This window comes from Streptomyces sp. NPDC001100 (genome assembly GCF_053598575.1).
This window is the reverse complement of sequence record NZ_JBSFKO010000002.1, coordinates 66,982-88,799: the sequence shown is the minus strand read 5'-3', so window position 1 is coordinate 88,799 and position 21,818 is coordinate 66,982. Positions and strand designations below refer to the sequence as shown.

Below are 21,818 nucleotides of genomic sequence, written 5' to 3'. Positions count from 1 at the left end.
TCAGGTGGAACGCCCCCGGTCCTCCAGATACCGCGTGTGCGACTCCTGCCGCCGCGCCTCCGCCTCCCGCAGGTTCGCCGCCAGCTGCCGCGCCTCCTCCTGAAGCACCGTCAACTGCCGTTCCAGATGGCGTTCCGGCGGCTCGGTGCCCGGCGCCAGCCGCGTCCACCACCGCGTCCGTACGAACGTGTCGACCGCCTCCGGTACGTCCTGCCGGATCGCCCGCGACAGGATGTGCACGCCCTCCGGATCCTGCGCGAGATCCTGGGTGACCCGCGGATCGAGCAACCCGGCGAGGAGCTGGGTCAGCTCGGTGAGCCGGCCGTCGGCGGCGGGCGGCAGCTCGATCGCGGTGAGATAGCCGCCCAGCTTCTCGAAGTCGTCGCGCAGCTCGGCCAGTTGTGCCGACGGATCCGGGAAGTCGGGCAGCGGCGGCCGTTCCGGCGGCGCGATCAGCGCACCCGCGCCGTACAGCCCGACGACCACGACCGGCCAGTACGGGCCCGCCACCCCCGCGAACGTCAGCACCAGCCCCACCAACCCGCACGCGCTGCCGGTGAGGTTCTTGCGGGACTCCACGTAGCCGAGGAACTTACTGGTAGCCACGGATCTCCTCGAAGGCGCCGTCCAGCGAGCCCTTCCGGGCGTCGAAGAGACGGCCGCCGGTCAGGTCGGCGATGTGCTGGAGCTCCGCCTTGTCCGAGTCGCCGAAGAGGATGGGGAAGACGGGGATCTCCCGCTGGGCGGCGGGCAGTCGGCCGTAGAAGCCGTCGAACTCCTTGGCCTTCGCGCCGGTGGTGTTCTCGCCGTCCGTCATCAGCACGATCGACGTGAACGTGTCGCCGCCGGTGCCGAGATGCTCGTACGCCTTCTCCAGCGAGGTGTAGATCGCGGTGCTCCCGTCGGCGCTCAGCGACTTGGTGTCCGCGCGGATGGCGTCCAGCCCGGCCCGCGGATCACCCGGGCTCACCACATGCGTCCGCACGCTCTTCACGCCCGACCCGAACGGCATCAGCGTGACCTCCTCGCGCTGCCGGAAGTCGCCGGTCAGAGCGGTGAGGGCCTTCTTCAGCCGGGACAGCCGGTCGCCCGCCATCGACCCCGAGGTGTCCAGGACGTACACGGTCCGCGAGGGCCGGCGCAGCTTGTTCTCGTACGAGTCGAGGAGGCTGTCGGCGACGGACCGGCTGCCGGGGAACGGGAGTTCACGCCGCCGGCCGGTGTCGAGGCCGGACGCCGGCGGTACGGAGGTGACGACCGGGCGGCGGTGCGTGCGGGTGGTGATCAGCTTCTGCAGGGCGTCCGTGCGCAGGTCCGTCGTCACCCGGCGGACGTTCTCGCGGGTCGTCGCGTCCGTCGAGGCCAGCGAGGTCAGCGGGTAGTCGGCGGTGACGACCCCGTCGCTCGGGCGGATCACGGTCAGCCCCGGGATGCCCTTGAGGACGGACTCGTAGTTGAGCAACGCATCGACGTTCCCCCGGCGTTGGTACGCCTGGGCCAGCCAGCCCGACGAACCCGACGTCAGCTCCTGCCCCTTGAAGAACTCCTTCAGCCGGGGAGTCGCCTTGGTGACGTCCGCGTCGGTGAGCGCCGACTGCGCGCCGGAGAGCGCGGAGGCGACCGAGATGAGGGTGGAGAAGCCGGAGTTGGAGCGGGCGGGGTCGGTCATGCCGTACGTCAACCTGCCGTCCTGCACGGCCTGTTCGATCTGGGACCAGGTGACCCTGTCCGGCTGCCAGCCCAGTGCCGTGACGGTGGCCGTCCTCACCCCGATCGCGACCGGGCTCGTCATGACCGACGTCTCCGAGACGACCTTCTTCGCCGCGTCGGGCCGCAGCCGCAGATAGTCGTCCGACGACAGCCACAGCGCGTCGTACCGCCCGTCGACCTTGCCCTTCGCCAGCAGGTCCACCGCGTCGAGGGTGCCCATGTAGGTGGGGCGGATCGTGATGCCGGTGTCCTTGCGGACCTGGTCGAACACCGGGGTCATGTCGCTGAGTTCGCTGGAGGCGAGGACGCGGAGGGTGCCGGGTCGGGGTGCGTTGTCGGTCTCGGTCTTCGTGTCCTGCGTCGACGTGCAGGCGGTCAGCAGGGCGGCCGTGCCGAGTGCGAGGGCGAGGAGGCGTCTCATCCGAGGCCTCCTTCCAGCGCGCTCTGCGAGCGGCTCCGCTCCAAGTACGAGCTGGCGTTCTGGAGTTCGGACGTCAGGGACTCCACGGTCGCCGCCATCACCTCGGTCGCCTGGACCTTGTAGGTGTCGATGGCGTCGAGGGTGCGGTAGATCTGCTGGAAGGCGGTGCGCAATGTCTCCGCGCCCACCGCCGGGTCGGCCGCGATGCGCTGGATCTCGCCGCTCTGGGTGGCGAGCATCTCGGCGTTGCCCCGGATCAGGTCCTCGGTGGTCCCGCGCAGCGCGTTGACCTGGTCGACGACCTTGCGCTGGTTCTCCAGGGCGGAGGCGAGCATGACCGAGATCCGCAGGGCCGAGACGGTCGTGGTCGCCGCCCGGTCCACGCCCTTGACGAGTTCGTCGTTGTTGCGCCGTACGACGTCCATCGCCAAGTAGCCCTGTGCGCACACCGCGAGCTGGGTCAGCAGGTCCTGGTGCTTCTGCCGGACCGGGAAGAGGACGTCCGCGCGCAGCGTGTCGGCCTGGCTCGGGTCGGTGGCCTCGACTCCGGCGATGTGCTGCTCGACGGCCGAGTCGAGGGCCTGGGTGAGGACCACGTACTCCTGGAGCTTGCCCATGGTCTCCCAGAGGCGGACCCGCTCGGTCTGCAACGCCGCGTTGTCGCGTCGCAGTTCGTCCTGGCCGCCGCGCAGCGAGCCCACGATCTTGTTCAATGTGCCTTGTGCGGAGGCGTACTTGGCGACGTGGTCGCGCAGCTTGTTGCCGCCGGGCAGCCGGGACAGGAACTTCCGCCCCTTCGACGCGGGCAGGTCGCGCGGGTCCAAGTCCTCGACCACGCGCCGGAGTTCGACGAGCGATCCCGCCACCTGCGACTGGGCGTCCCCACCCTTGGAGGGCAGACTGCGCACCGTCCGCTCCAGCATGCGGTTGGACTGCGCGGTGGCGCTGCGCATCTCCCCGGCGCCGAGCGCGGTGATCTCGCCGACCTTGCCCGCGAACTCGGGCGACCGGGCGTCCAGCGCTGCAAGCCCCTCCACGTAGGCGGAGGCCTTGCGCTCCATGTCCGTACGGACGGAGTCGTCGACCGGGACGAGCCCGCCGGCCTTCTCTCTCGGAACGGGCTTCACGGCCTCCGGCGGAGTGAGCGTGAAGACGTCGTCACCGCTGAGCGTGTGCTCACTGCTGTTCTGGCTGGTGTTGAAGCTGCTGCTCATGTGGTCCCCCCGGTCAACCGCGTGCCCGGCGCGCCATGTCGTGCAGCACCGAGGAGGTGGGCACGGGCGCCTGCCGGACACCGGTCAGCGTCTGGTTGAGATAACTGGAGTGGGCGGCGGTGGCCGCGACGAACTCGGCGGTGTCGCCCTGCGGCCGGAACCCGTGCCGTACGGCGAGCTTCCGCAACGCCGGGTCGGAGCTGAGGAGTTCACCCAGCGCCCGGCCCTCCGGAGTGAGCGGTACGACGGTGTGGTCGCTGTTGGCCGTGGTGTCCGGGTAGAGGACGACGAGGTCGCCGACCGGCTGCTTCTCCAGGAGCAGCGAGGCCACCTGCGACTCGTACACCAGCACCAGCGGATTGCCGGCGCCGCTGATGAAGTCCCTGAACGGCGCGTCCGAGCTGGACTGTTGGGCGCCCTGCACACTGATCAGCTTGCGCATCAGGGGTGCGGTGCGAGCGACATCGGCGCCACTGGCCGCGACCCGCCCGCCGTTGGCGACGTAGGAGGCCGCGGCGAGGTACAGGGCACCGGAGTTGGAGGTCTCCGGATCGGTGGTCGCGATATAGAGGGTGCCGGTCAACTCCCCTTGTTTGTCGGCCCCCTTGAGCCGCTGCCAGGTCAGATCCCGCTGGGCGGAGTCGAGATAGGCGCCCATCTTCAGGGTGCCGCGGTCCTGGCCCTTGTCCAGCGTGGCGAGCCCGTTGTCCGCGAGGACCTGGGCGGCGCTGCGATGGGCCACGACGACGAGCGGCGAGTAGAAGGGCCGCGGCAGGGGCTGCCGCACCGCGTACTTGGCGGCGAGCGCGTCGGCCGGTGCCTGGCTGGAGGGGAAGGCGAAGTCGTACCCCTTGAGGTCGAGTCCCTCCATGGCCCAGGACCCGGAGGTCTCCGTCTTCACGGTGAAGCCCTTGGCGGCGAGGGCCTTCACCACATCGGGATCGGCGAAGAAGTCCGCCTTCTCCGAACCGATCACTCCACGCACGGTCTTCGTTGCCGTGCCCTTGTCCCCGTTGTCCCGGCCCGCTACGACGGCTGCCACCACTCCGCCGATCAGCAGCACCGCGAGGACGATTCCTGCGATACGTCTCACGAGGGGCAGCGTGCTCGCGGAACCCAACATTCCCCGAGGAATGGGATGAACGGAAGGTGTCGGACGGGTCCCGGATCAACACGGTTGAGGGGAGCGCCCCTTCAGGGGCGCGGGGAACTGCGCGACAGGCCACGACGCACCGTCACCCGCACCAGCACGGAACCCCTACGGCGATCAGGCGACCGCGGTCACCGCATGCGCGTCCATCCGCTCGGCGGACAGGATCGCCGCGGCCGTATCCGCCCGGGACGCCGCAACGACCAACGCCCGCCCGGCCAGCGCATGCGCCCGCTGATGCAGGGCGTCGAGACGGGACGTGGCAGACGCGGGCGCGGCCGCACCCGCCCGGCTCGGCGAAGCCCCCCGCAAGCGCGTCAACTGCCCGGCAAGCCGCTCGGCGGCGACATCCAGCTCGGCGGAAGGTGCCAGCGCCCGCAACTCGTCGGTCACCGCAAGCAGTGCGGCCAGATGCCCCGCCAGCTGAATGTCCAGCTCCTCCTCGCGCGACCGGTGAGGAAAGTCGGACGGAGTGCGGGCCACCGTGCTGTGGACCGACTTCGTGCGGATCGGTTCGTACATGGCATGGTCTCCTGTGCTCAGACAGGAAACCATCCTAGCTTAGATTGCGTCTAAAGTTGTGCTGGCCGAAAAAATGACCGAAAGAAACCAGGTCCACGAGGTTTACGGCTGGCTGTACCCGTCCAGGAAGTTCCCGATCCGGGTCACCGCGTCCCGCAGATCCCCGACCGTCGGCAGCGTCACGACCCGGAAGTGGTCGGGCTCGGACCAGTTGAACCCGGTGCCGTGGACGACCATGATCTTCTCGCGGCGCAGCAGGTCGAGCACCATCTGCCGGTCGTCCTTGACCTTGAAGACCTGCGGATCGAGCCGCGGGAACAGATACAGCGCACCCTTCGGCTTCACGCAGGTCACACCCGGGATCTGGGTCAGCAGGTCGTAGGCGACATCCCGCTGCTCCTTCAGTCGGCCACCCGGAAGCACCAGGTCGTTGATGGTCTGCCGCCCGCTGAGCGCGGCGACCACCCCGTGCTGGCCGGGCATGTTGGCACAGAGCCGCATGTTGGCGAGGATCGTCAGACCCTCGATGTACGACTCGGCGTGTGCGCGCGGCCCGGAGATCGACATCCACCCGACCCGGTAACCGGCCACCCGGTACGCCTTCGACATCCCGTTGAACGTGAGCGTCAGCAGGTCCGGGGCGATCTTCGAAGTCGGGGTGTGCGTGGCGCCGTCGTAGAGGATCTTGTCGTAGATCTCGTCGGAGCAGACGAGGAGGTTGTGGCGGCGGGCGATGTCGGTCAGGCCGCGCAGCATCGCCTCGTCGTAGACGGCGCCCGTCGGGTTGTTCGGGTTGATGATGACGAGCGCCTTGGTGCGGTCGGTGATCTTCCGCTCCACGTCGGCGAGGTCGGGCATCCAGTCGGACTGCTCGTCGCAGCGGTAGTGGACGGCGGTGCCGCCGGAGAGCGAGACGGCGGCGGTCCACAGGGGGTAGTCCGGGGACGGTACGAGGACCTCGTCGCCGTCGTCGAGGAGGCCCTGCATCGCCATGACGATGAGTTCGGAGACGCCGTTGCCGATGAAGACGTGCTCGACGTCCGTCTCGATGCCGAGGGTCTGGTTGTGCATGACGACCGCGCGGCGGGCGGCCAGCAGGCCCTTCGCGTCGCCGTACCCGTGCGCCGACGACACGTTCCGGAGGATGTCCTCCAGGATCTCGGGCGGGCACTCGAACCCGAACGCCGCCGGGTTGCCCGTGTTCAGCTTCAGGATGCGGTGGCCTGCCGCTTCCAGACGCATCGCCTCTTCGAGAACCGGGCCCCGGATCTCGTAACAGACGTTGGAGAGCTTGGTCGACTGGATCACCTGCATGTCGGTGAGCTTACGGCCCGGTAACGCGGTGCGGGCCGTGTTTTCCACCACGTGAGACGCGTCGGTTTGGGCTGTTATCGCCGGTAGCTGTCTCCGACGCAGGTCCAGTCCCTACACTCTGCCGCCATGTCCAGCCCGATCCACGACGAGAACGGCGCGTTCGGCGAGTCCGACGCCCCGCCGAACGTGTACCTCCCGCGTGTCGACGCGGCGGTTCCGTCGTACGACGGCTACGTCGATCCGGCGGCCGCCCACGGCTGGCAGAACGCGTACGACGAGACCCGCGAGCTGCCGCCGGTACGGGACGACGGTGTGGCGGGGGTCGAGGGCGTGGGCGTGGGCGTGGGCCGGGCCGAGCTGCGGAGGCGGGGGGCCCGGCGGTCGCGCCGGGGCGTGGTCGCCGTCGGTGCCCTGGGGACCGTGTCCGTCGCCGCCCTCGTCGTCGGCTTCGCCGTCTCCGGTACCTCCTCGGACGGATCGCCGGGCAAGGGTGACCGGACGAGTGCCACGACGGGTTCGACGGCCGGAACGTCGACGGTGGGGGAGTCCGCCACCGGTTCGCCCGGGGGTTCTGTGACCGGTGCGCCCGCCGCCGGTTCGCCGGTGTCCGCGCGGCCCTCGGCCTCCGCCGTGGCCACCCCCACGACCACGGGGTCCACGACCAGCGCTCCGGCCGCCACGTCGGCCGCGCCCTCCGCGACCGCCACCACGGCCACCCCCGCGCACGGCAACCCCGGCCACGGCCGCGGAGCGACCAAGCACCCCAAGTAAGTCATCTACCGAGCCGCGTCGCCGAGTTGGGCGCGCGGCCGTGACCTGCGGCCGGAAACAGTTCCTTGCCCCTCGTGCATCCACGCCATCACAATGCACATGACAAGACAAGAAGCGGCCGGAAGATCTCCGTTCGCTCACGTCTCCAGAGGGGACCCCCACATGAACAAGCCTCTCCTTGCCGCACTCTCGGGCCTGGCCATCGCCGGGGCGGGCGTGGTGCCCGCCGTCGCCGCACCGCAGGCGGCACCGAAGGCGGCGGCCGTGACCGTCGACTTCGCCGGCACCGTCTCGCTCAGCAACTGCTCCGGTTCGGTCATCCGCTTCCCGAACTCGACCGATACCTCCCCGGCCCTCGTGCTGACCAACGGCCACTGCCTGGAGACCGGGTTCCCGGCGGCCGGCCAGGTCATCACCGGCCAGTCCTCCACCCGTACCTTCGGGCTGCTGAACTCGGCCGGCACCAAGGTCGCCACGCTCCGCGCCAACCAGGTCGTCTACTCGACGATGACCGACACGGACGTGACGATCTACCGCACCACCACCACGTACGCGGCGATCAAGAGCGCGTACGGCATCAGCCCGCTCACCGTGAGCGCCACGCACCCGACCGCCGGCACCGCCATCAAGGTCGTCTCCGGCTACTGGAAGACGATCTACAGCTGCAACATCGACGGGTTCGTGTACCGGCTGAAGGAGGGCTCCTGGACCTGGAAGGACTCGGTCCGCTACACCTCCGCCTGCAACACCATCGGCGGCACCTCCGGCTCCCCGGTCATCGACACCAGCACCGGGCAGGTCGTCGCCGTCAACAACACGGGCAACGAGGACGGCGAGACCTGCACGGTCGACAACCCGTGCGAGGTCGACGAGAACGGCACGGTGACGGTCCGCGAGGGCATCAACTACGCCGAGGAGACCTACAACATCCCGGCCTGCTTCACCTCGGCCAACGTGCTCGCCCTCAGCAACACGGGCTGCACGCTGCCCAAGCCGTAGGTCAGTCGCGGGGGTTGGCGTTCCGTCGCACGGGACTGCGACGGACCGACCGGCCCGCCAGTACGTCCGTCCGCCGGCCGTCCTCGATCACGAAGCGACCGTCGATCAGGACGTGGGGGATGCCCCGCGGCAGCTCGCGCGGTTCCTCGAACGTCGAACCCGCCGCCACCGTCAGGGGGTCGAAGAGGACAAGGTCCGCCTTGTAGCCCTCCTTGACCAGACCCCGGTCCGGCAGACGCAGGCGGGCCGCCGGGCGGGACGTCAGATGGGCCACGCACTCCTCCAGGGAGAGCACGCCCAACTCCCTCGTGTACCGGCCCAGATACTGCGGGAACGTGCCGTACGCCCGCGGATGCGGCTTGGCGCCCTGGAGGATGCCGTCCGAGCCGCCCGTGTGGACGCCGTGCCGCATGATCTGCCGGACGTTCTCCTCGTGGCCCACGTGCTGGAGGATCGACGGGGCGAGCCGGTCGGCCAGGAGCAGGTGCCGGGCCGTGGCCCAGCTGTCGAGGCGGCGGCCGACATGGTCCGCCAGCGCGGGATCCGCGACCCCCGAGATCTCGATCGTGTCCCACTCCATCGGCACCCCGTGGCAGCCGTCCGAGCCGATCACCTCCAGGTGGTGGCGGATACGGTCGGCCGTCGTGTCGTCCGCGAGCCGCTTCAGGATCGCCTCCGGGCCGCCCTCGCTCGCCCAACTCGGCAGCATCGCCACGAGAGTTGTGCAGCCGGGGGTGTAGGGGTAGGTGTCCAGGCTGATGTCCGCGCCGGTGGCCAGGGCCTCGTCCAGGAGGGCCAGCAGCTCCGGTGCCCGGCCCTCGTTCACGCCGAAGTTCATGGTGGCGTGGGCGAGATGGAGCGAGCAGTCGGCCTCCCTCGTCAGCTCCACCATCTCCGCGTAGGCCTCCAGCGCGCCCGCGCCGTAGGAGCGGTGGTGCGGGCAGTAGTAGCCGTCGTACGAGGCCACCACCCGGCAGAGTTCGGTGAGTTCGGCGTCCTTGGCGTACATGCCGGGGGTGTAGGTGAGCCCGGACGACATGCCGACCGCGCCCTGCTCCATGCCCTCGGCGACCAACTGCCGCATCCGGTCCAGCTCCTGGGGCGTCGCCTCCCGGTCCTCCCAGCCGACGGCGAGCATCCGGACCGTGCCCTGCGGGATCAAGTAGGCCGCGTTGACCGCAATGCCTTGATCCAGCCGGTCCAGGTACTCGCCCACCGACCGCCAGTCGAAGTCGATGTCGTCGCCGTACCCGTTCCACCCGGCGATCGCCTGGCGCACCTCCGCGAGGGTGCGGTCGTCGACGGGGGCGTACGACAGCCCGTCCTGGCCGATGACTTCGAGGGTCACCCCCTGCGCGGCCTTGGCGCTGTGGTCCGGGTCGCGGAGCAGGGCGAGGTCGCTGTGGGCGTGCATGTCGATGAAGCCGGGGGAGAGGACCAGCCCCTCCGCGTCCAACTCCCGCCGCGCCTTGGGGCGTTGACAGCCGGCCTGCGCGGCCTCCCGCACGATCGAGACGATCCGGCCGCCGTCGACCACCACATCGGCGCGGTACGAAGGATCTCCGCTGCCGTCGACGACGTCCGCGTCCCGGATGACGAGCTCTTCCATGCGATGCCTCCCAGGGGCCGCCAGAAGTCGGACCCTCTAGAAGAACGTACGGATGTAGTCGACGACCGTCCCGTCCACCTCCGCCACCGGGATCAGCTGCCACTTGTCGAAGGACGTGCAGGGGTGGGAGAGGCCCATCCCGAGCCAGTCGCCCACCTCCAGGTCCGCCCCGGCCGTCGTCCGCAGCCAGGCGTGCTGGTCGGACAGGCCGGTGACCTCGACGCCGGTCGCCGGGCGTTCGGTGCCGTCGCGGCGGACGACCTGGGCGAAGGGGAGGTCGAGGTCGTAGGCCGCGTCCCGCTTGCCCGCGTTGGCGAAGGCCTGCTCGGGCGAGGGGCGGGAGACGATCTGCGCCCAGAGCCGGAACGCCGGCTCCAGGGCGCCCTCTTCGGGCACCCGGGTGAAGGGGGTCAGCTTGCGGTAGTGGCCGTCGTCGTGCGAGACGTAGGCGCCCGAGCGCAGCAACTTCAGCGCGGGGAGCGAGAGTTCGGGCAGTTCGGCGAGGACGTCGGCCACCGCGTCGAACCAGGCGCTGCCGCCCGCGCTGACCACGATCTCCTCAACTCCCTGAAAACGGCCGCCCTTGTCGAACTCCACGGCGAGCGCGATCAGTCGGCGCAGCCACGCGTGCACCCGCTCCGGGTCCGCCTGCGGCACCTCGCCCTCGTACCCGGCGACCCCGACCAGCCGCAGTGTCCCTACGGCGGCCACCGCGTCCGCGACGGCCGCGCACTCCGCCTCCGTGCGCACACCGGTACGGGCGCCCTCGCCGGCGGCCAGTTCGACGACGACGTCCAGCGGGCGGGCGGCGCCGCGCAGAGCCGCGTCCATCAGCTCGACCCCGCGCACGGAGTCGACGTAGCAGATGAAACGGAAGTCGTCGTCGGTGTCCAGTTCCGACGAGATCCACTTCAGGGCCGCCGCGTCGACGAGTTCGTTCGCGAGGAAGATGCGGTCGATCCCGAACTCCCTTGCCACGCGCACCTGGTGGGGGACCGCGAGGGTGATGCCCCATGCCCCGTGGGCGAGTTGGCGGTGGAAGAGCTGGGGGGCCATCGAGGTCTTGCCGTGCGGGGCGAAGGCCAGGCCGTGGCGGGTCGCGTAGGTCTCCATGAGGCGGAGGTTGTGCTCCAGGCGCTCGGCGGAGAGGGCGAGGACGGGGGTGGTGAAGCCGCCGGTGAAGAGGTTGCGGCGCTGGGCGGCCAGTTCGGCGACCGTGACGCCGTCCGCGTCCGGGGGGAGGCCCTTGAAACGGTGGTCGACGCGTTCCCCGGCGAGCCGGGCGAGCGCTTCGGTACCGGTGTCGCGGACCATGAGGCCTCCCTGAGCTGGAGTGTTGCAATCTCTGCAACCTTCATTGCGTATATCGCTTACCGCTGTCTAACATCTCGCCCAACACCGGGTCAACGGAGCCGCCGCAAACCGGTGCACCGACGAGGAGCCATCACCATCGTGACCGCCGACGGACAGTCCACCGTCGCCCGTGACGTCGTCGACGTCGTAGCGCTGGGCGAGTCCATGGTCACCTTCCTGCCCGGCCGTCCCGGCCGCCTCGCCGACGTACCGACCTTCGACCGCGCCATCGGCGGCGCCGAGTCGAACGTAGCCTGTGTACTGGCCGCCGCCGGGCACAGCGTCCGCTGGGTCAGCCGGGTCGGGGCCGACGGCTTCGGGGACCACCTCGTCGAGACCATCGGCGGGTACGGGGTGGACGTGTCCGCCGTGGAGCGTGACCCCGTGCGCCCCACCGGCATCTACTTCCGTACCGCCGGGGACCGGGCCACCGACGCGCACGAGGTGGCGTACTACCGGGCCGGATCCGCCGCCTCCGCGATGGCCGCGACGAACGTGGACCTGGCCGCCGCACGGGCCGGACGGGTGCTGCACCTGTCAGGGATCACCCCGATGCTCTCCGAGGGCTGCCTCGGCCTGGTCCGTGAACTGACCGCGCTCCGCGCGCACCGGCCGCTGATCTCCTTCGACGTCAACCACCGCCCCGCGCTGGGACGTTCGGCCGACGGACCGGGCGTGCTGCTGGAGCTGGCACGCGGCGCCGACCTCGTCTTCGTCGGCGAGGACGAGGCCGCCGAGGTCTGGGGGCTGGTCGGGGCCGATGCCGTACGGGCCGCGTTCCCCGACCCCGAGACGCTCGTCGTGAAGCAGGGCGGGCGCGGGGCCACCGTCTTCCACAAGGACTCCGTCACCTTCGTGCCCGCGCCGCACGTCGACGTCGTCGCCGAGGTGGGAGCCGGGGACGCCTTCGCCGCCGGGTTCCTCTCCGCGACCCTGCGGGGACTGCCCGTACGGGACCGGCTGCGGCACGCCCATCTCACGGCCGCCGCCGCCCTCACCGTCCCCGGCGACCTCGCCGCGCCCCCGGCCCGCGACCACGCCGACCGCCTGGTCGCCCTCGACGACCGGGCGTGGGGGAGACTTCGACTCGGCCCCGGCTGGACCGACGCCGCCGACCGGGCCGACGAGGAGGTACGTACACCATGAGTCAGACCGTCGACCGCGCCCTCAGCATCCTGCCGCTGCTCGCCGAGGGCCCCGCCGACCTCGGCCAGGTCGCCGAGCGCCTCGACGTCCACAAGTCGACGGCCCTGCGCCTGCTGCGCACCCTGCACGAGCACGGCCTCGTCTACCGGCAGTCCGACCAGCGCTACCGCCTCGGCGCCCGACTCATCGCCCTCGCCCAGGAGGCGATGGAGAACCTCGACATCCGCGAGATCGCCCACCCCCATCTCGTACGACTCAACGAGCAGTGCGGTCACACCGTCCACCTCGCGGTGTACGAGGAGAACGAGGTCCTCTACATCGACAAGGTGGAGAGCCGCTACCCGGTGCGCATGTACTCGCGGATCGGGAAGCCCGTCGCGATCACGGTCGCGGGTGTGGCGAAGCTGCTGCTCGCCGACCTCCCGGAGACCGAGCGGCGGGCCCTCGCCGACAAGCTCGACTACCCCATGTACACCGCCCGCTCCACCCCCAACGCCCCCGCATTCCTGCGGGAGTTGGAGAAGGTGCGGGAACAGGGCTGGGCCACCGACCTCGGCGGCCACGAAGAATCCATCAACTGCGTCGCCGCGCCGATCCGGGGCGCCGACGGACGCGTGGTCGCCGCGATGTCGGTCTCCGCGCCCAACGTCGTCGTCACCGCCGACGAACTCCTCACCCTGCTCCCGCTGGTCCGTCGTACGGCGGACGCCATCAGTGGCGAGTACTCCGGCAGGACTCCAGTGACTTCAGCAAAGGACCCGAATGACTGACAAGATCGCGCTCACGCCCAAGACCCACACCATCCCGCCCGCGAAGTTCTCGCACGGCGTCCGCAAGGGGAACATCCTCCAGGTCGCCGGGCAGGTCGGCTTCCTCCCCGCCGAGGAGGGCAAACCCCCGACACCGGCCGGCCCGACCCTGCGCGAGCAGACCCTCCAGACCCTCGCCAACGTCCGGGCGATCCTGGAGGAGGGCGGCGCGAGCTGGGAGGACGTGATGATGATCCGCGTCTATCTGACGGACGTGGACCACTTCGCCGAGATGAACGCGATCTACAACGAGTACTTCGAGGGCCTCGTCGAGGTCCCCGCCGCGCGCACGACGGTCTACGTCGGCCTGCCCGCCGGCCTGCTCATCGAGATCGACGCGCTCGCCGTCCTGGGCTGACCGCGCTCTGAGCTGACACCGCCTCAACTCCCGCACACCGTACGACGGTTCGGCGCCCCCCGGGGTGCCGTGCCGCGATTCCCCCTGCCCGAAAGCCCCATGTTCTTACGACGATCAAGAGGACCCCCACCATGTCCCTACCGCTCGCCGCCACCGCCCCCGCGACCCCACCCCACACCGGAGGCCTGCTCCTCCTCCTCGACGGCACGGCAGGCCTGCTCACGGTCGCCGCCATCGGGATCGCGCTCCTCCTCTTCCTGATCATCAAGGTCAGACTCCAGCCCTTCGTGGCCCTCCTCGCCGTCTCCATAACCGTCGGCCTGCTGGCCGGCCTGTCCGTCACCGAACTCTTCGGCACGGTCCAGCGCTCCGACGCCGTCTCCACCATCGAGTCCGGCATGGGCGGCATCCTCGGCCATGTCGCGATCATCATCGGCCTCGGCACGATGCTCGGCGCGATCCTCGAAGTCAGCGGCGGCGCCGAGGTGTTGGCGTCCCGGCTGCTCAATCTCTTCGGCGAGAAGCGAGCGCCCCTCGCGATGGGCCTCACCGGTCTGATCTTCGGCATCCCGGTCTTCTTCGACGTCGGCATCTTCGTCCTCGCGCCGATCGTGTACGCGGCCGCCAAGCGCGGCGGCAAGTCGATCCTGCTCTACTGCCTGCCGCTGCTCGCGGGCCTGTCGATGACCCACGCCTTCCTCCCGCCGCACCCCGGCCCGGTGGCGGCCGCGGGGCTCCTCCACGTCCAGCTCGGCTGGGTCATCCTCATGGGCATCGTCGTCGGCATCCCCGCCGTGCTCGCCGCGTGGGCCTACGCGGCCTGGGTCGGCAAGCGGATCTTCGTCGCCGTACCGCAGGACATGGTCGAGGCGGCGGCCGAGGCGAAGCAGGCGGTCATCGAGGAACAGCGCGCGTCCGGTGTCGTACCGCAGGAGCAGCCGGTGGCGCTGGGCACGGTCCTCGCGATCATCGGCACGCCCCTGGTCCTGATCCTGGCGGCCACCTTCTCGTCGATCGCCTTCGACCCGTCCACCGGCCGCTCGGTGGTGGAGTTCTTCGGCAGCCCCTTCGTCGCCCTGACCATCGCGCTCCTCCTCGCGTACTACCTCCTCGGTCTGCGCCGGGGCTGGTCCCGCAAGTCCCTGGAGACCGTCTCCACCGCGTCCCTCAAGCCCGTCGGCAACATCATCCTGGTCGTCGGCGCGGGCGGGGTCTTCGGCGCCGTCCTCAAGGCGAGCGGCGTCGCCCAGGCCCTCTCGGACACCTTCCACGACGTGGGCCTCCCGGTGGCCGTCCTCGCCTACCTGATCTCCCTGGTCCTGCGCGTGGCCCAGGGCTCGGCGACGGTCGCGATCGTGACGACGGCGGGCATCGTGGCCCCCCTCCTCGCCGAGGGCGACCACTCCCAGGCCTTCGTCGCGCTCGTCATCATGGCCATCTCGGCGGGCTCGATCTTCGCCTCGCACGTCAACGACGGCGGCTTCTGGATGGTGGCCAAGTACTTCGGGATCAGCGAGCGGGACACGCTGAGGACGTGGACGGTGCTGGAGTCGGTGCTGTCGGTGGCGGGGTTCGCGGTGGCGGCTGTGCTCAGTGTGTTCGTGTAAGCCGCTTGTAGGCGTCTGATAACAAAGTTGGGGCTGGCTGTGTGCGACACAGGATCGTCGACCATACTGCCCGCTGTGGAGCAGCGCATAGGTTCGAGCAGCCAGCCCCTGAAGGGCGAGCCCGTGACGGGCGCCGGATTCGACCCGGCCTTCATTCCCGGGCTCACCGCACCCGCCGTGTCCTCCGACGAACCGGAGGACAAGAAGGCGGAGGACGTGGAGACCGAGGCGGAGGAGCCGGAGACCGAGGAGCCCGAGGGCGGGAAGCCGTCGGACGGGGAGGCGGAGGCCGAGGAGGCCGTCGCCGAGGCCGATGACTCCGACGCGGACGACTCCGAGGAGGAGGCGGGTGACACCGGCTCCGACGACGAGTCCGAAGGGCCCGTCTTCGAGGCCTCCGACCGTCGTGCGGAGATCGTCGCGGACGAGAAGGGCGTACGACTGCGCCTGGACGACCAGGCGTGCGAGTTCCGCTGGGACGAGATCGGTGCCGTCGAGACCGAGACCCCGCGCTTCGGCAAGCGGTTCACCATCACGGTGCACACTCCCGACCGCCGCTGGTACCCGATCGAGATCGAGGCGGCGGCCAGGAGCCGGTTCGCCGAGTGGGAGACGCAGCTCGACGCCGTCCTCGACGCGTACTTCGAGGACGGCGACGAGGACGCGGACGACGAGTCCGCCGAGGTGGACGAAGCCGCGCTCGCCGAGGCGGAGGCCGAGGTCCGCAAGGACTAGCCGGACAGATGGCCGGCTAGCCGCAGTACTGGGCCTCTTTGCCGATGGACCGGTACATGCAGTCCGCGTTCTCCAGCAGTTGGAACACCGCGTCCCGGTTCCGGGAGGTCTCCCGCTCGATGACCTCGTCGGGCGGGTAGAACCCGCCCGCGGAACTGGACGTCGGGTACATCTCGAAGGTGTAGTCGAAGATCTTCTGGGTGCCCCAGAGGTAGTCGTCGATCGAACCGTCCGTGATGTACAGGTCGCTGGACTGCTCGGCCGTGTAGCCGTTGCTCGCGGCCATCTTCTGCCCGACCGCCTTGAACGCGGCGGCGTCGTCCGCGGTCATCCCGGTGGCGGTGTCGGAGTACGTGTAGCCGAAGGGCCACAGCACCAGTTCGCTGTACGTGTGGAAGTCGATCCCCGCGGTGATCTGCTGCTTCCCGCCGACGACCCGGCTCCGCACGAAGTCCGCGACCACCTTCACCTCGGGCGCCGACTCGGCGGACGCGCCCCGGTAGGTCTCGGACGAGGTCGAGCCCGAAGAGCCGCCGCAGCAGCCCCACTTGTAGTTCCAGTTCCGGTTGAGGTCCGTACCGACGTTGGAGGAGCCGGAGTTGGGCTGCCGGTTCTTGCGCCACGACCGGTAGGCGCCGGTCGCGATGTCGTACTCGCCGCCGTCCGGGTTGAGATCGGGCACGATCCAGATCTCGCGGCTGTTGACGATGTTCGTGACGCGGGAGTCGGTGCCGTAGCCCGCGCCCAGCTCGCGCAGCAGGTACAACGCCATCTCTACCGTGAGGTGTTCGCGCGCGTGCTGGTGGAAGGTGAGGAGGACCTCGGGCTCGTTCTCGTCGGTGGCCACGTTGTCGCTGACCTTGATGGCGACGATGTCCCGGCCCTGGTACGACTTGCCGATCACCTTCTTGCTCATGATGCCCGGGTAGGCGGCGAGCCGCTGGTCGATCTCCGTGTTCGCCTCGGCGTAGTTGTGGTACTTCGAGTCGGCCGAGGGGAAGTCGAGGAGCCGTGCGCCGTCCGCCGCCGTCGAGCGGTCCGGGGCCGAGCCCAACAGCGAGACGTCGTAGCCCTGTTGGCGCAGCTGTTTGATCTGGGCGGCGCGGCCGGAGACGACCACGGTCTCCCCGTCGGACTCGTCCACGGTGACGCCGGCCGCCGCGATGGCCGTCCGGGTGACCGGGGTGTTGTGGTCGACGTGGATCTCGTACTGACGGATGTCGTCCGCGGTCGGGGAGGCCTGCCGTGCGCTGTCGGCGGTGGCCTTCGCCGCGGTGGCCGTCTCCGCGACGGGGGCGGCGAGGGCGAGGGCCATCAGGGCGGCGAGCGCGGCGGTGCGTCTGCCGCTCCGGGCGCCTGAGCCGCGTATGCGAAGTCGCATGAAATCTCCTTGCTGGAGTTGGGGGGTGTTTCAGTGCGACGTGCGTGAAGTACGGCGTGCGGGTGGGGAGTTCCTGTGCGGGTTCCTCCGGGTGTTCCTGTGTGGCGCCTATGTTGATGTGTTGGCATGGTCAGGTCAAGTGCGTCCCAAGTCGGTGGCCGGATCACCGCCACTTCGGGCTCAGGGCGATCGCCCGGAGCTGCTTCATCGTCAGGGCCGGGGTCTTGCGGGTCGAAGGGGTGTCCTGGGCACCGGAGTTGAAGGCGCTGATCACCACGCGCGTGCCGTCGGTGCGGATGGTGTCGACGGTCCACATCACGACACCCGAGCCGCCCTTCTCGCCGGGCCCCTGGTGCTCGGCGACCTTCGTGCCGTCGGAGAGGACCTCGGCGTCCGAGCCGAAGAGGTCGCCCTCGGCGTCCGACATGTTCGCCTGGACGTTGACCTGGACGAAGCTCTTTCCCTTGCCGTCGTCGACGACGAGATAGCCGAATCCGGTGTCGTCACCGCTGCTGTCGGAGACGGTGAGTCCCTTCGGCAGCAGGCTCCTGAGGGTCGGGGCGACGGGAGCGCCGAAAGCGGTGTCGCCCGGTGCCGGGGTCGCCGTCGGCGTCTGCTCGGGAATCGCGTCGATGGCCCGCCGCCACGCTTCCGAAGCCACGAGTTTCGTCAACCGGGCGGGAGACAGCGGCGGTTGGGGCCTGGTGATCGGTGAGTCCTTCTCGGCGGCGGCGTTCCACTCGCTCACGCTCACGTGCTGCCCCTGCGGGGTGACGAGTTCCGCGCTCCACAACTTGGTGTCCACCCGGCGGTCGGGATACTCGTACCCCTGAAGGACCATGACCACCGACCCGTCCGCCAGCCGGCTCGTGCGGCACGCGTCGTAGTGCGTGAACACCTTCGCCGGGCACGTGGTGGCCTGCCGCGCCTCGTCGCTCCCCGGCTCCAGTCGGCCCAGGCTCAGCTCGACGGCCGACTTGCCCTTCCCGTCGTCGTAGACGGCATGGACGTACGGCCCCGGTCCCTCGTCCGTGCCACGGGTCTCGATCCTGGTGTACGAGCCGTTGCCCATCAGGTGCCCGAGCGTCATGAACAGGTCCTTGCCGGAGACGGGGGCGGGAGCGGAGGTGGCGGAGGCGCGGGTGGACGTGGCCGGGGAACCCTGTACGTCCGGGGAGCCGCTCGGCAGGAGCACCGCCGTGCCGACGCCGACGAGGGCGATACCGGCCGCGCCGCTCATCACCGCCGCGTTCCGGCGCCGTAGCAGCCGCCGTCGGCCCTTGAGGGCACCCGCGGTGACGAGCGCGGCCCGGTCGGTCTCGAAGGCGCCCCCCGCCTCCCGGAGGCCGGCGGCGAGCCGTGTCTCGAAGGGGTCGGCGCTGTCGCTGGAGTGTGCGTCGGGCATGGCGAACCACCGTTTCGCATAGGGGAGTTGGCGGGAGGGGCGGGAGGGGCGGGAGAGGCCGGCGGGGCGGTCAGGGGCGGGCGTACTCGTCGAGGTTCTCGCCGAGGAGTTCCCGCAGCCGGCCCAGGGCGCGGACGCAGCGGGTGCGTACGGCGGCGGAGCTGACGTGCATGACGTCGGCGGTCTCCTCGACGGACCGGTCCTCCCAGTAGCGCAGGACGACCACGGCCCGGTCCTTCGCGGGCAGCCGGGACAGGGCCTGGAGCAGGGTCAGCCGCAGGGGTGTGTCACCGGCGGTGCCGCCGGGGTCGGGCCGGTCGGGCAGGACGTCGGTGGCGCGCTCGGTGCTGCTGCGGCGCCGCTGGTGGGCGAGGTACGTACGGGTGAGCACGGTCTGCGCGTACCCGGCGGGGTTGCCGATCCGGGACATCCGCCCCCAGCCGACGTACAGCTTGCCGAGGGTCTCCTGCACCAGGTCCTCGGCGAGATGCGTGTCCCCGGCGGTCAGCAGACAGGCGGACCGATAGAGATGCCCGGCGCGTGCGGCGGCGAACTCCGCGTACTCGTCGGCGCGTCCCTGTCGTCTCATACCGTTTCCCCCTGCCCCCGCGGGCTGTTGCCCGCACCGCCCTCACTTCATTGATGCGGTGGACCCACAGGAATGTTTCAGACGGGGCCGATCAGCGCACGGAGAGTCGTACGGCATCGGTGGCCGGCAGGGAGGTCGGCATCCCGTCGGTGACCCAGGCGTACTCCAGGGCCGCCAGGGTGGCGCCCTCGTCGGTCCACACCAGCAACTCCCCGACGTACTCGCCGTCCGGTCCGTGGACGTGCGCGTCGACGGGGACGAGCTCGGACGCCATCGCCGCGTGCCGCGAGGGTTCGCGGACCCGCAGGTCGACGCTCACCGACCCTGGCCCCCGGACGGCCACCACCTCCGTCCGCTCCACCTGGCCGCGCAGCGCGGGGGCGCCGGCGAAGTCGGCCGAGAGGATCCACTCCAGCACGGCTCGCTCGGAGTCGTTCAGCGCACGGGGGTCGACGGGCACGGGCGGCATGGACCCATCATCTCCGGTCCAGGCCGGGGCCGGATGAGCCCGGGCCCCGCGCGGAGGGTCCCGGCGATGCGACCGCGCCCCGAACACGCCCACCCCGCGCCTCCGTCCGCCGGGGCGGTCGCGCCGGAGCCGTCTTGTTCTCCGCGGGCTGCCGTGAGGACCATGTCCCTGACCGTGTACGGCCGTTGCAGCGAGGGGGATCTGCCGTGTTCGACAACCTGGGGGACCTGGGGAAGCTCAAGGACAAGGCCGAGGAGATCGCCGGGGAGCACGGGGACACGATCTCCGACGGGCTGGAGAAGGCCGGTGAGCTCGTCGACGAGAAGACGGGCGGCAGGCACAGCGAGCAGATCGACGGCGCGGTCGACAAGGCGCAGGCACTGCTGGACAGGCTCGCCGAAAACGCGGGGAACGCGGGGAGGACGGGGAACTCCGAAGGCAAGGACCGGCCCGCGGAGTAGGCGCAACGCGGAGGGGTGCGACCGGGCAGCCCGGTCGCACCCCCGTTCACCACGATCCGCTACGGCAGCGCGTGCACATGCGCTCCCACCGAGTTCGACCACGAACTGCCCGCCGCCGCGTCCCAGTTCGTCGACCAGGTCATCGCGCCCCGGAGGTCGGGGTAGGTCTTCGACGGCTTGAAGGTGCCGCAGTTGGTGCCGGCGGTCAGGCAGTCGAGGGCGTTGTTCACGATGGTGGGGGAGACGTAGCCGCTGCCGGCCGCGCTCGTGGAGGCCGGGAGACCGAGGCCCACCTGGGACGGGGCGAGGCCGCCCTGGAGCTGGATGCAGGCGAGAGCCGTCAGGAAGTCGACCGTGCCCTGGCCGTAGACCTTGCCGTCGCAGCCCAGCATCGTGCCGCTGTTGTAGTACTGCATGTTGACGACCGTGAGGATGTCCTTCACGTTCAGCGCGGTCTGGAAGTACGCGTTCGACGTCGACTGCATGTCGATCGTCTGGGGCGCCATCGTGATGATCAGAGAGGAGCCCGCCTTCGACGACAGGGACCTCAACGCCTGTGTCATGTAGGTCGCGTTGATCCCGTTCTCCAGGTCGATGTCGACGCCGTCGAAGCCGTACGTCTGCATCAGGGAGTAGACCGAGTTGGCGAAGTTCGTCGCGGACGCCGAGTCGCTGACCGAGATCGTGCCGTTCTGGCCGCCGATCGAGATGACGACCTTCTTGCCGGCCGCGTGCTTGGCGGCGATGTCGGCCTTGAACTGGTCGACCGTGTAGCCGCCGAGCCCGGACGAGTCGAGCGTGAAGGAGACCGCGCCCGGGGTCGAGGTCGCGTCCGCGAAGGCCACCGCGATGATGTCGTACTGGGAGGAGACGGCCGAGAGCTTCTGGACGGTCGCGCCGTTGTTGAAGTTCTGCCAGTAGCCGGTCACCGCGTGCTTCGGCAGACCCGTGCCACCGTTCCCGCCCGATGCCGTCGTCGTGCCCGTCACCGCCGTCGACTTCCCGGACTCACCGGCCGAGTTGGTCGCCGTGACCTGGAAGGAGTACGAGGTCGAAGCCGTGAGTCCGGTCACCGTGGCGGACGTTCCGGTCACCGCCGTGATCTTCGTGCCGTTCTGGTAGACGTTGTAGCCCGTCGCTCCCGACACCGCGCTCCACGCGAGGGAGACCGAGGAGGACGTCGTGGAGGACACGGAGACGCCCGTCGGGGTCGCGGGGACCGTCGGGGCCGGGTCGCTGCCACCGCCGCCGTCGGGGCCGTAGACCGAGATGTCGTCCGCGTAGTACGCGGCCTGTCCGTACCAGCCGTGGGTGTACACCGAGACGGAGGTCGTCGAGGCGCCCGTCGTGAACGTCGTCGACAGCTGCTTCCAGGATGTGGTGTCGGGGGTCCAGGTCGACACGTCCGTCGTGCCGGTGCCCGTCACGCCCAGGTAGGAGTAGCCGCCCTGGACCCACGCGCTCAGCGTGTACGTCGAGTTGGGCTTGACCGCGACCGACTCGCTGCACTGGGCGTTGTCCTGCCCGGCGGGCGTGGCCTTGAGGGCCGCCGCGCCGCTGTGCACGGGGGAGGAGACGGTCGTGCCGCTGCCCGCCGTACAGGTCCAGTTGGTCAGGCCCGACTCGAAGCCGGCGTTCTTGGCGTTGTTGATGTCGGCGGCGGACGCCTGGCCGGTGCCCGCGAAGGAGAGGGCCAGGACGGCCATGGCGACCCCGGCCCACAGACGTCTGTTCCTGAGTACGGGCATGCCTGGTGCGCGGTCCACTGATGCCTCCGGTGGGGGAGTTGGAGGGA

At 70.2% G+C, this 21,818-nt stretch carries 21 protein-coding genes; 8 read left to right on the top strand and 13 right to left on the bottom strand.

Annotated features, from left to right (window positions below; translation table 11 throughout):
• From ACWDEW_RS02650 to ACWDEW_RS02625, 6 genes are all read right to left on the bottom strand, one after another.
• Positions 1 to 606 carry a hypothetical protein gene (locus ACWDEW_RS02650; RefSeq protein WP_450508904.1) on the bottom strand — a complete coding sequence of 202 codons (606 nt, stop codon included), beginning with the start codon at positions 604 to 606 and terminating at the stop codon, positions 1 to 3.
• The gene (locus ACWDEW_RS02645) at positions 593 to 2,131 is read right to left on the bottom strand and encodes a substrate-binding domain-containing protein (protein ID WP_450508902.1); all 1,539 of its coding nucleotides are present in this window, start codon (positions 2,129 to 2,131) and stop codon (positions 593 to 595) included. The genes ACWDEW_RS02650 and ACWDEW_RS02645 overlap by 14 nt, the downstream gene beginning before the upstream one ends.
• Entirely contained in the window at positions 2,128 to 3,345 is a 1,218-nt protein-coding gene (locus ACWDEW_RS02640; protein WP_450508900.1) for a toxic anion resistance protein, read from the bottom strand. The genes ACWDEW_RS02645 and ACWDEW_RS02640 overlap by 4 nt, the downstream gene beginning before the upstream one ends.
• A 13-nt stretch (positions 3,346 to 3,358) precedes the next feature.
• Positions 3,359 to 4,438, bottom strand: a complete 1,080-nt coding sequence (locus ACWDEW_RS02635) for a substrate-binding domain-containing protein (protein WP_450508898.1) — start codon at positions 4,436 to 4,438, stop codon at positions 3,359 to 3,361.
• Between the two features lie 174 nt (positions 4,439 to 4,612).
• Entirely contained in the window at positions 4,613 to 5,017 is a 405-nt protein-coding gene (locus ACWDEW_RS02630) for an SCO4983 family protein (RefSeq protein ID WP_450508896.1), read from the bottom strand.
• A 102-nt stretch (positions 5,018 to 5,119) separates the two neighbouring features.
• A complete protein-coding gene (locus ACWDEW_RS02625; protein ID WP_450508894.1) occupies positions 5,120 to 6,331 on the bottom strand; it encodes a pyridoxal phosphate-dependent aminotransferase in 1,212 nt (403 codons plus the stop codon).
• 126 nt (positions 6,332 to 6,457) lie between these two features.
• Here ACWDEW_RS02625 and ACWDEW_RS02620 point away from each other — a divergent pair, with 126 nt between their 5' ends.
• Positions 6,458 to 7,102, top strand: coding sequence for a hypothetical protein (locus ACWDEW_RS02620; protein WP_450508892.1), 645 nt, complete (start codon positions 6,458 to 6,460; stop codon positions 7,100 to 7,102).
• 162 nt (positions 7,103 to 7,264) lie between these two features.
• Positions 7,265 to 8,101 carry a trypsin-like serine peptidase gene (locus tag ACWDEW_RS02615; RefSeq protein ID WP_431252673.1) on the top strand — a complete coding sequence of 279 codons (837 nt, stop codon included), beginning with the start codon at positions 7,265 to 7,267 and terminating at the stop codon, positions 8,099 to 8,101.
• A 1-nt stretch (position 8,102) separates the two neighbouring features.
• On the opposite strand, the gene ACWDEW_RS02610 is transcribed toward ACWDEW_RS02615, so the two are convergent.
• Positions 8,103 to 9,710, bottom strand: a complete 1,608-nt coding sequence (locus ACWDEW_RS02610; RefSeq protein WP_450508890.1) for an N-acyl-D-amino-acid deacylase family protein — start codon at positions 9,708 to 9,710, stop codon at positions 8,103 to 8,105.
• A gap of 36 nt (positions 9,711 to 9,746) precedes the next feature.
• On the bottom strand, positions 9,747 to 11,024 hold the full coding sequence (locus ACWDEW_RS02605; RefSeq protein WP_450508888.1) for an amino acid deaminase: 1,278 nt from the start codon (positions 11,022 to 11,024) through the stop codon (positions 9,747 to 9,749).
• 138 nt (positions 11,025 to 11,162) lie between these two features.
• Between ACWDEW_RS02605 and ACWDEW_RS02600 the strand changes: the two genes are divergently transcribed.
• From ACWDEW_RS02600 to ACWDEW_RS02580, 5 genes are all read left to right on the top strand, one after another.
• Positions 11,163 to 12,209: a sugar kinase gene (locus tag ACWDEW_RS02600; protein WP_450508886.1), complete on the top strand. Its 1,047-nt coding sequence runs from the start codon at positions 11,163 to 11,165 to the stop codon at positions 12,207 to 12,209.
• The gene (locus ACWDEW_RS02595) at positions 12,206 to 12,979 is read left to right on the top strand and encodes an IclR family transcriptional regulator (RefSeq protein WP_450508884.1); all 774 of its coding nucleotides are present in this window, start codon (positions 12,206 to 12,208) and stop codon (positions 12,977 to 12,979) included. The genes ACWDEW_RS02600 and ACWDEW_RS02595 overlap by 4 nt, the downstream gene beginning before the upstream one ends.
• The gene (locus ACWDEW_RS02590) at positions 12,972 to 13,376 is read left to right on the top strand and encodes a RidA family protein (RefSeq protein ID WP_450508882.1); all 405 of its coding nucleotides are present in this window, start codon (positions 12,972 to 12,974) and stop codon (positions 13,374 to 13,376) included. Before ACWDEW_RS02595 ends, ACWDEW_RS02590 begins: the two co-directional genes overlap by 8 nt.
• 131 nt (positions 13,377 to 13,507) lie before the next feature.
• The gene (locus ACWDEW_RS02585) at positions 13,508 to 14,983 is read left to right on the top strand and encodes a GntP family permease (RefSeq protein WP_450508880.1); all 1,476 of its coding nucleotides are present in this window, start codon (positions 13,508 to 13,510) and stop codon (positions 14,981 to 14,983) included.
• A 75-nt stretch (positions 14,984 to 15,058) separates the two neighbouring features.
• On the top strand, positions 15,059 to 15,718 hold the full coding sequence (locus ACWDEW_RS02580) for a hypothetical protein (protein ID WP_450508878.1): 660 nt from the start codon (positions 15,059 to 15,061) through the stop codon (positions 15,716 to 15,718).
• Positions 15,719 to 15,734: 16 nt separating this feature from the next.
• Here ACWDEW_RS02580 and ACWDEW_RS02575 read toward each other — a convergent pair whose 3' ends face one another.
• From ACWDEW_RS02575 to ACWDEW_RS02560, 4 genes are all read right to left on the bottom strand, one after another.
• Entirely contained in the window at positions 15,735 to 17,099 is a 1,365-nt protein-coding gene (locus tag ACWDEW_RS02575; RefSeq protein ID WP_450508876.1) for a M14 family metallopeptidase, read from the bottom strand.
• A gap of 163 nt (positions 17,100 to 17,262) precedes the next feature.
• Positions 17,263 to 18,504, bottom strand: a complete 1,242-nt coding sequence (locus tag ACWDEW_RS02570) for a hypothetical protein (RefSeq protein WP_450508874.1) — start codon at positions 18,502 to 18,504, stop codon at positions 17,263 to 17,265.
• A 70-nt stretch (positions 18,505 to 18,574) separates the two neighbouring features.
• Positions 18,575 to 19,093 (bottom strand): SigE family RNA polymerase sigma factor, encoded by a 519-nt coding sequence (locus ACWDEW_RS02565; RefSeq protein WP_450508872.1) that lies wholly within the window; start codon positions 19,091 to 19,093, stop codon positions 18,575 to 18,577.
• A 91-nt stretch (positions 19,094 to 19,184) separates the two neighbouring features.
• Complete coding sequence (locus ACWDEW_RS02560; RefSeq protein WP_450508870.1) at positions 19,185 to 19,562, bottom strand: hypothetical protein; 378 nt, start codon at positions 19,560 to 19,562, stop codon at positions 19,185 to 19,187.
• Between the two features lie 206 nt (positions 19,563 to 19,768).
• Between ACWDEW_RS02560 and ACWDEW_RS02555 the strand changes: the two genes are divergently transcribed.
• Complete coding sequence (locus ACWDEW_RS02555) at positions 19,769 to 20,023, top strand: antitoxin (protein WP_450508868.1); 255 nt, start codon at positions 19,769 to 19,771, stop codon at positions 20,021 to 20,023.
• A gap of 59 nt (positions 20,024 to 20,082) precedes the next feature.
• Here ACWDEW_RS02555 and ACWDEW_RS02550 read toward each other — a convergent pair whose 3' ends face one another.
• Complete coding sequence (locus ACWDEW_RS02550) at positions 20,083 to 21,771, bottom strand: chitinase (protein ID WP_450509469.1); 1,689 nt, start codon at positions 21,769 to 21,771, stop codon at positions 20,083 to 20,085.
• Positions 21,772 to 21,818: the final 47 nt, after the last annotated feature.

What these genes read in the sequence shown, in the direction of transcription:
- ACWDEW_RS02585 (WP_450508880.1), top strand. Translation starts at nt 13,508, where the DNA reads ATGTCCCTACCGCTCGCCGCCACCGCCCCCGCGACCCCACCCCACACC.
- ACWDEW_RS02645 (WP_450508902.1), bottom strand. Translation starts at nt 2,131, where the DNA reads ATGAGACGCCTCCTCGCCCTCGCACTCGGCACGGCCGCCCTGCTGACC.
- ACWDEW_RS02640 (WP_450508900.1), bottom strand. Translation starts at nt 3,345, where the DNA reads ATGAGCAGCAGCTTCAACACCAGCCAGAACAGCAGTGAGCACACGCTC.
- ACWDEW_RS02620 (WP_450508892.1), top strand. Translation starts at nt 6,458, where the DNA reads ATGTCCAGCCCGATCCACGACGAGAACGGCGCGTTCGGCGAGTCCGAC.
- ACWDEW_RS02610 (WP_450508890.1), bottom strand. Translation starts at nt 9,710, where the DNA reads ATGGAAGAGCTCGTCATCCGGGACGCGGACGTCGTCGACGGCAGCGGA.
- ACWDEW_RS02630 (WP_450508896.1), bottom strand. Translation starts at nt 5,017, where the DNA reads ATGTACGAACCGATCCGCACGAAGTCGGTCCACAGCACGGTGGCCCGC.
- ACWDEW_RS02550 (WP_450509469.1), bottom strand. Translation starts at nt 21,771, where the DNA reads ATGCCCGTACTCAGGAACAGACGTCTGTGGGCCGGGGTCGCCATGGCC.
- ACWDEW_RS02575 (WP_450508876.1), bottom strand. Translation starts at nt 17,099, where the DNA reads ATGCGACTTCGCATACGCGGCTCAGGCGCCCGGAGCGGCAGACGCACC.
- ACWDEW_RS02570 (WP_450508874.1), bottom strand. Translation starts at nt 18,504, where the DNA reads ATGCCCGACGCACACTCCAGCGACAGCGCCGACCCCTTCGAGACACGG.
- ACWDEW_RS02595 (WP_450508884.1), top strand. Translation starts at nt 12,206, where the DNA reads ATGAGTCAGACCGTCGACCGCGCCCTCAGCATCCTGCCGCTGCTCGCC.
- ACWDEW_RS02590 (WP_450508882.1), top strand. Translation starts at nt 12,972, where the DNA reads ATGACTGACAAGATCGCGCTCACGCCCAAGACCCACACCATCCCGCCC.
- ACWDEW_RS02615 (WP_431252673.1), top strand. Translation starts at nt 7,265, where the DNA reads ATGAACAAGCCTCTCCTTGCCGCACTCTCGGGCCTGGCCATCGCCGGG.
- ACWDEW_RS02605 (WP_450508888.1), bottom strand. Translation starts at nt 11,024, where the DNA reads ATGGTCCGCGACACCGGTACCGAAGCGCTCGCCCGGCTCGCCGGGGAA.
- ACWDEW_RS02625 (WP_450508894.1), bottom strand. Translation starts at nt 6,331, where the DNA reads ATGCAGGTGATCCAGTCGACCAAGCTCTCCAACGTCTGTTACGAGATC.
- ACWDEW_RS02565 (WP_450508872.1), bottom strand. Translation starts at nt 19,093, where the DNA reads ATGAGACGACAGGGACGCGCCGACGAGTACGCGGAGTTCGCCGCCGCA.
- ACWDEW_RS02560 (WP_450508870.1), bottom strand. Translation starts at nt 19,562, where the DNA reads ATGCCGCCCGTGCCCGTCGACCCCCGTGCGCTGAACGACTCCGAGCGA.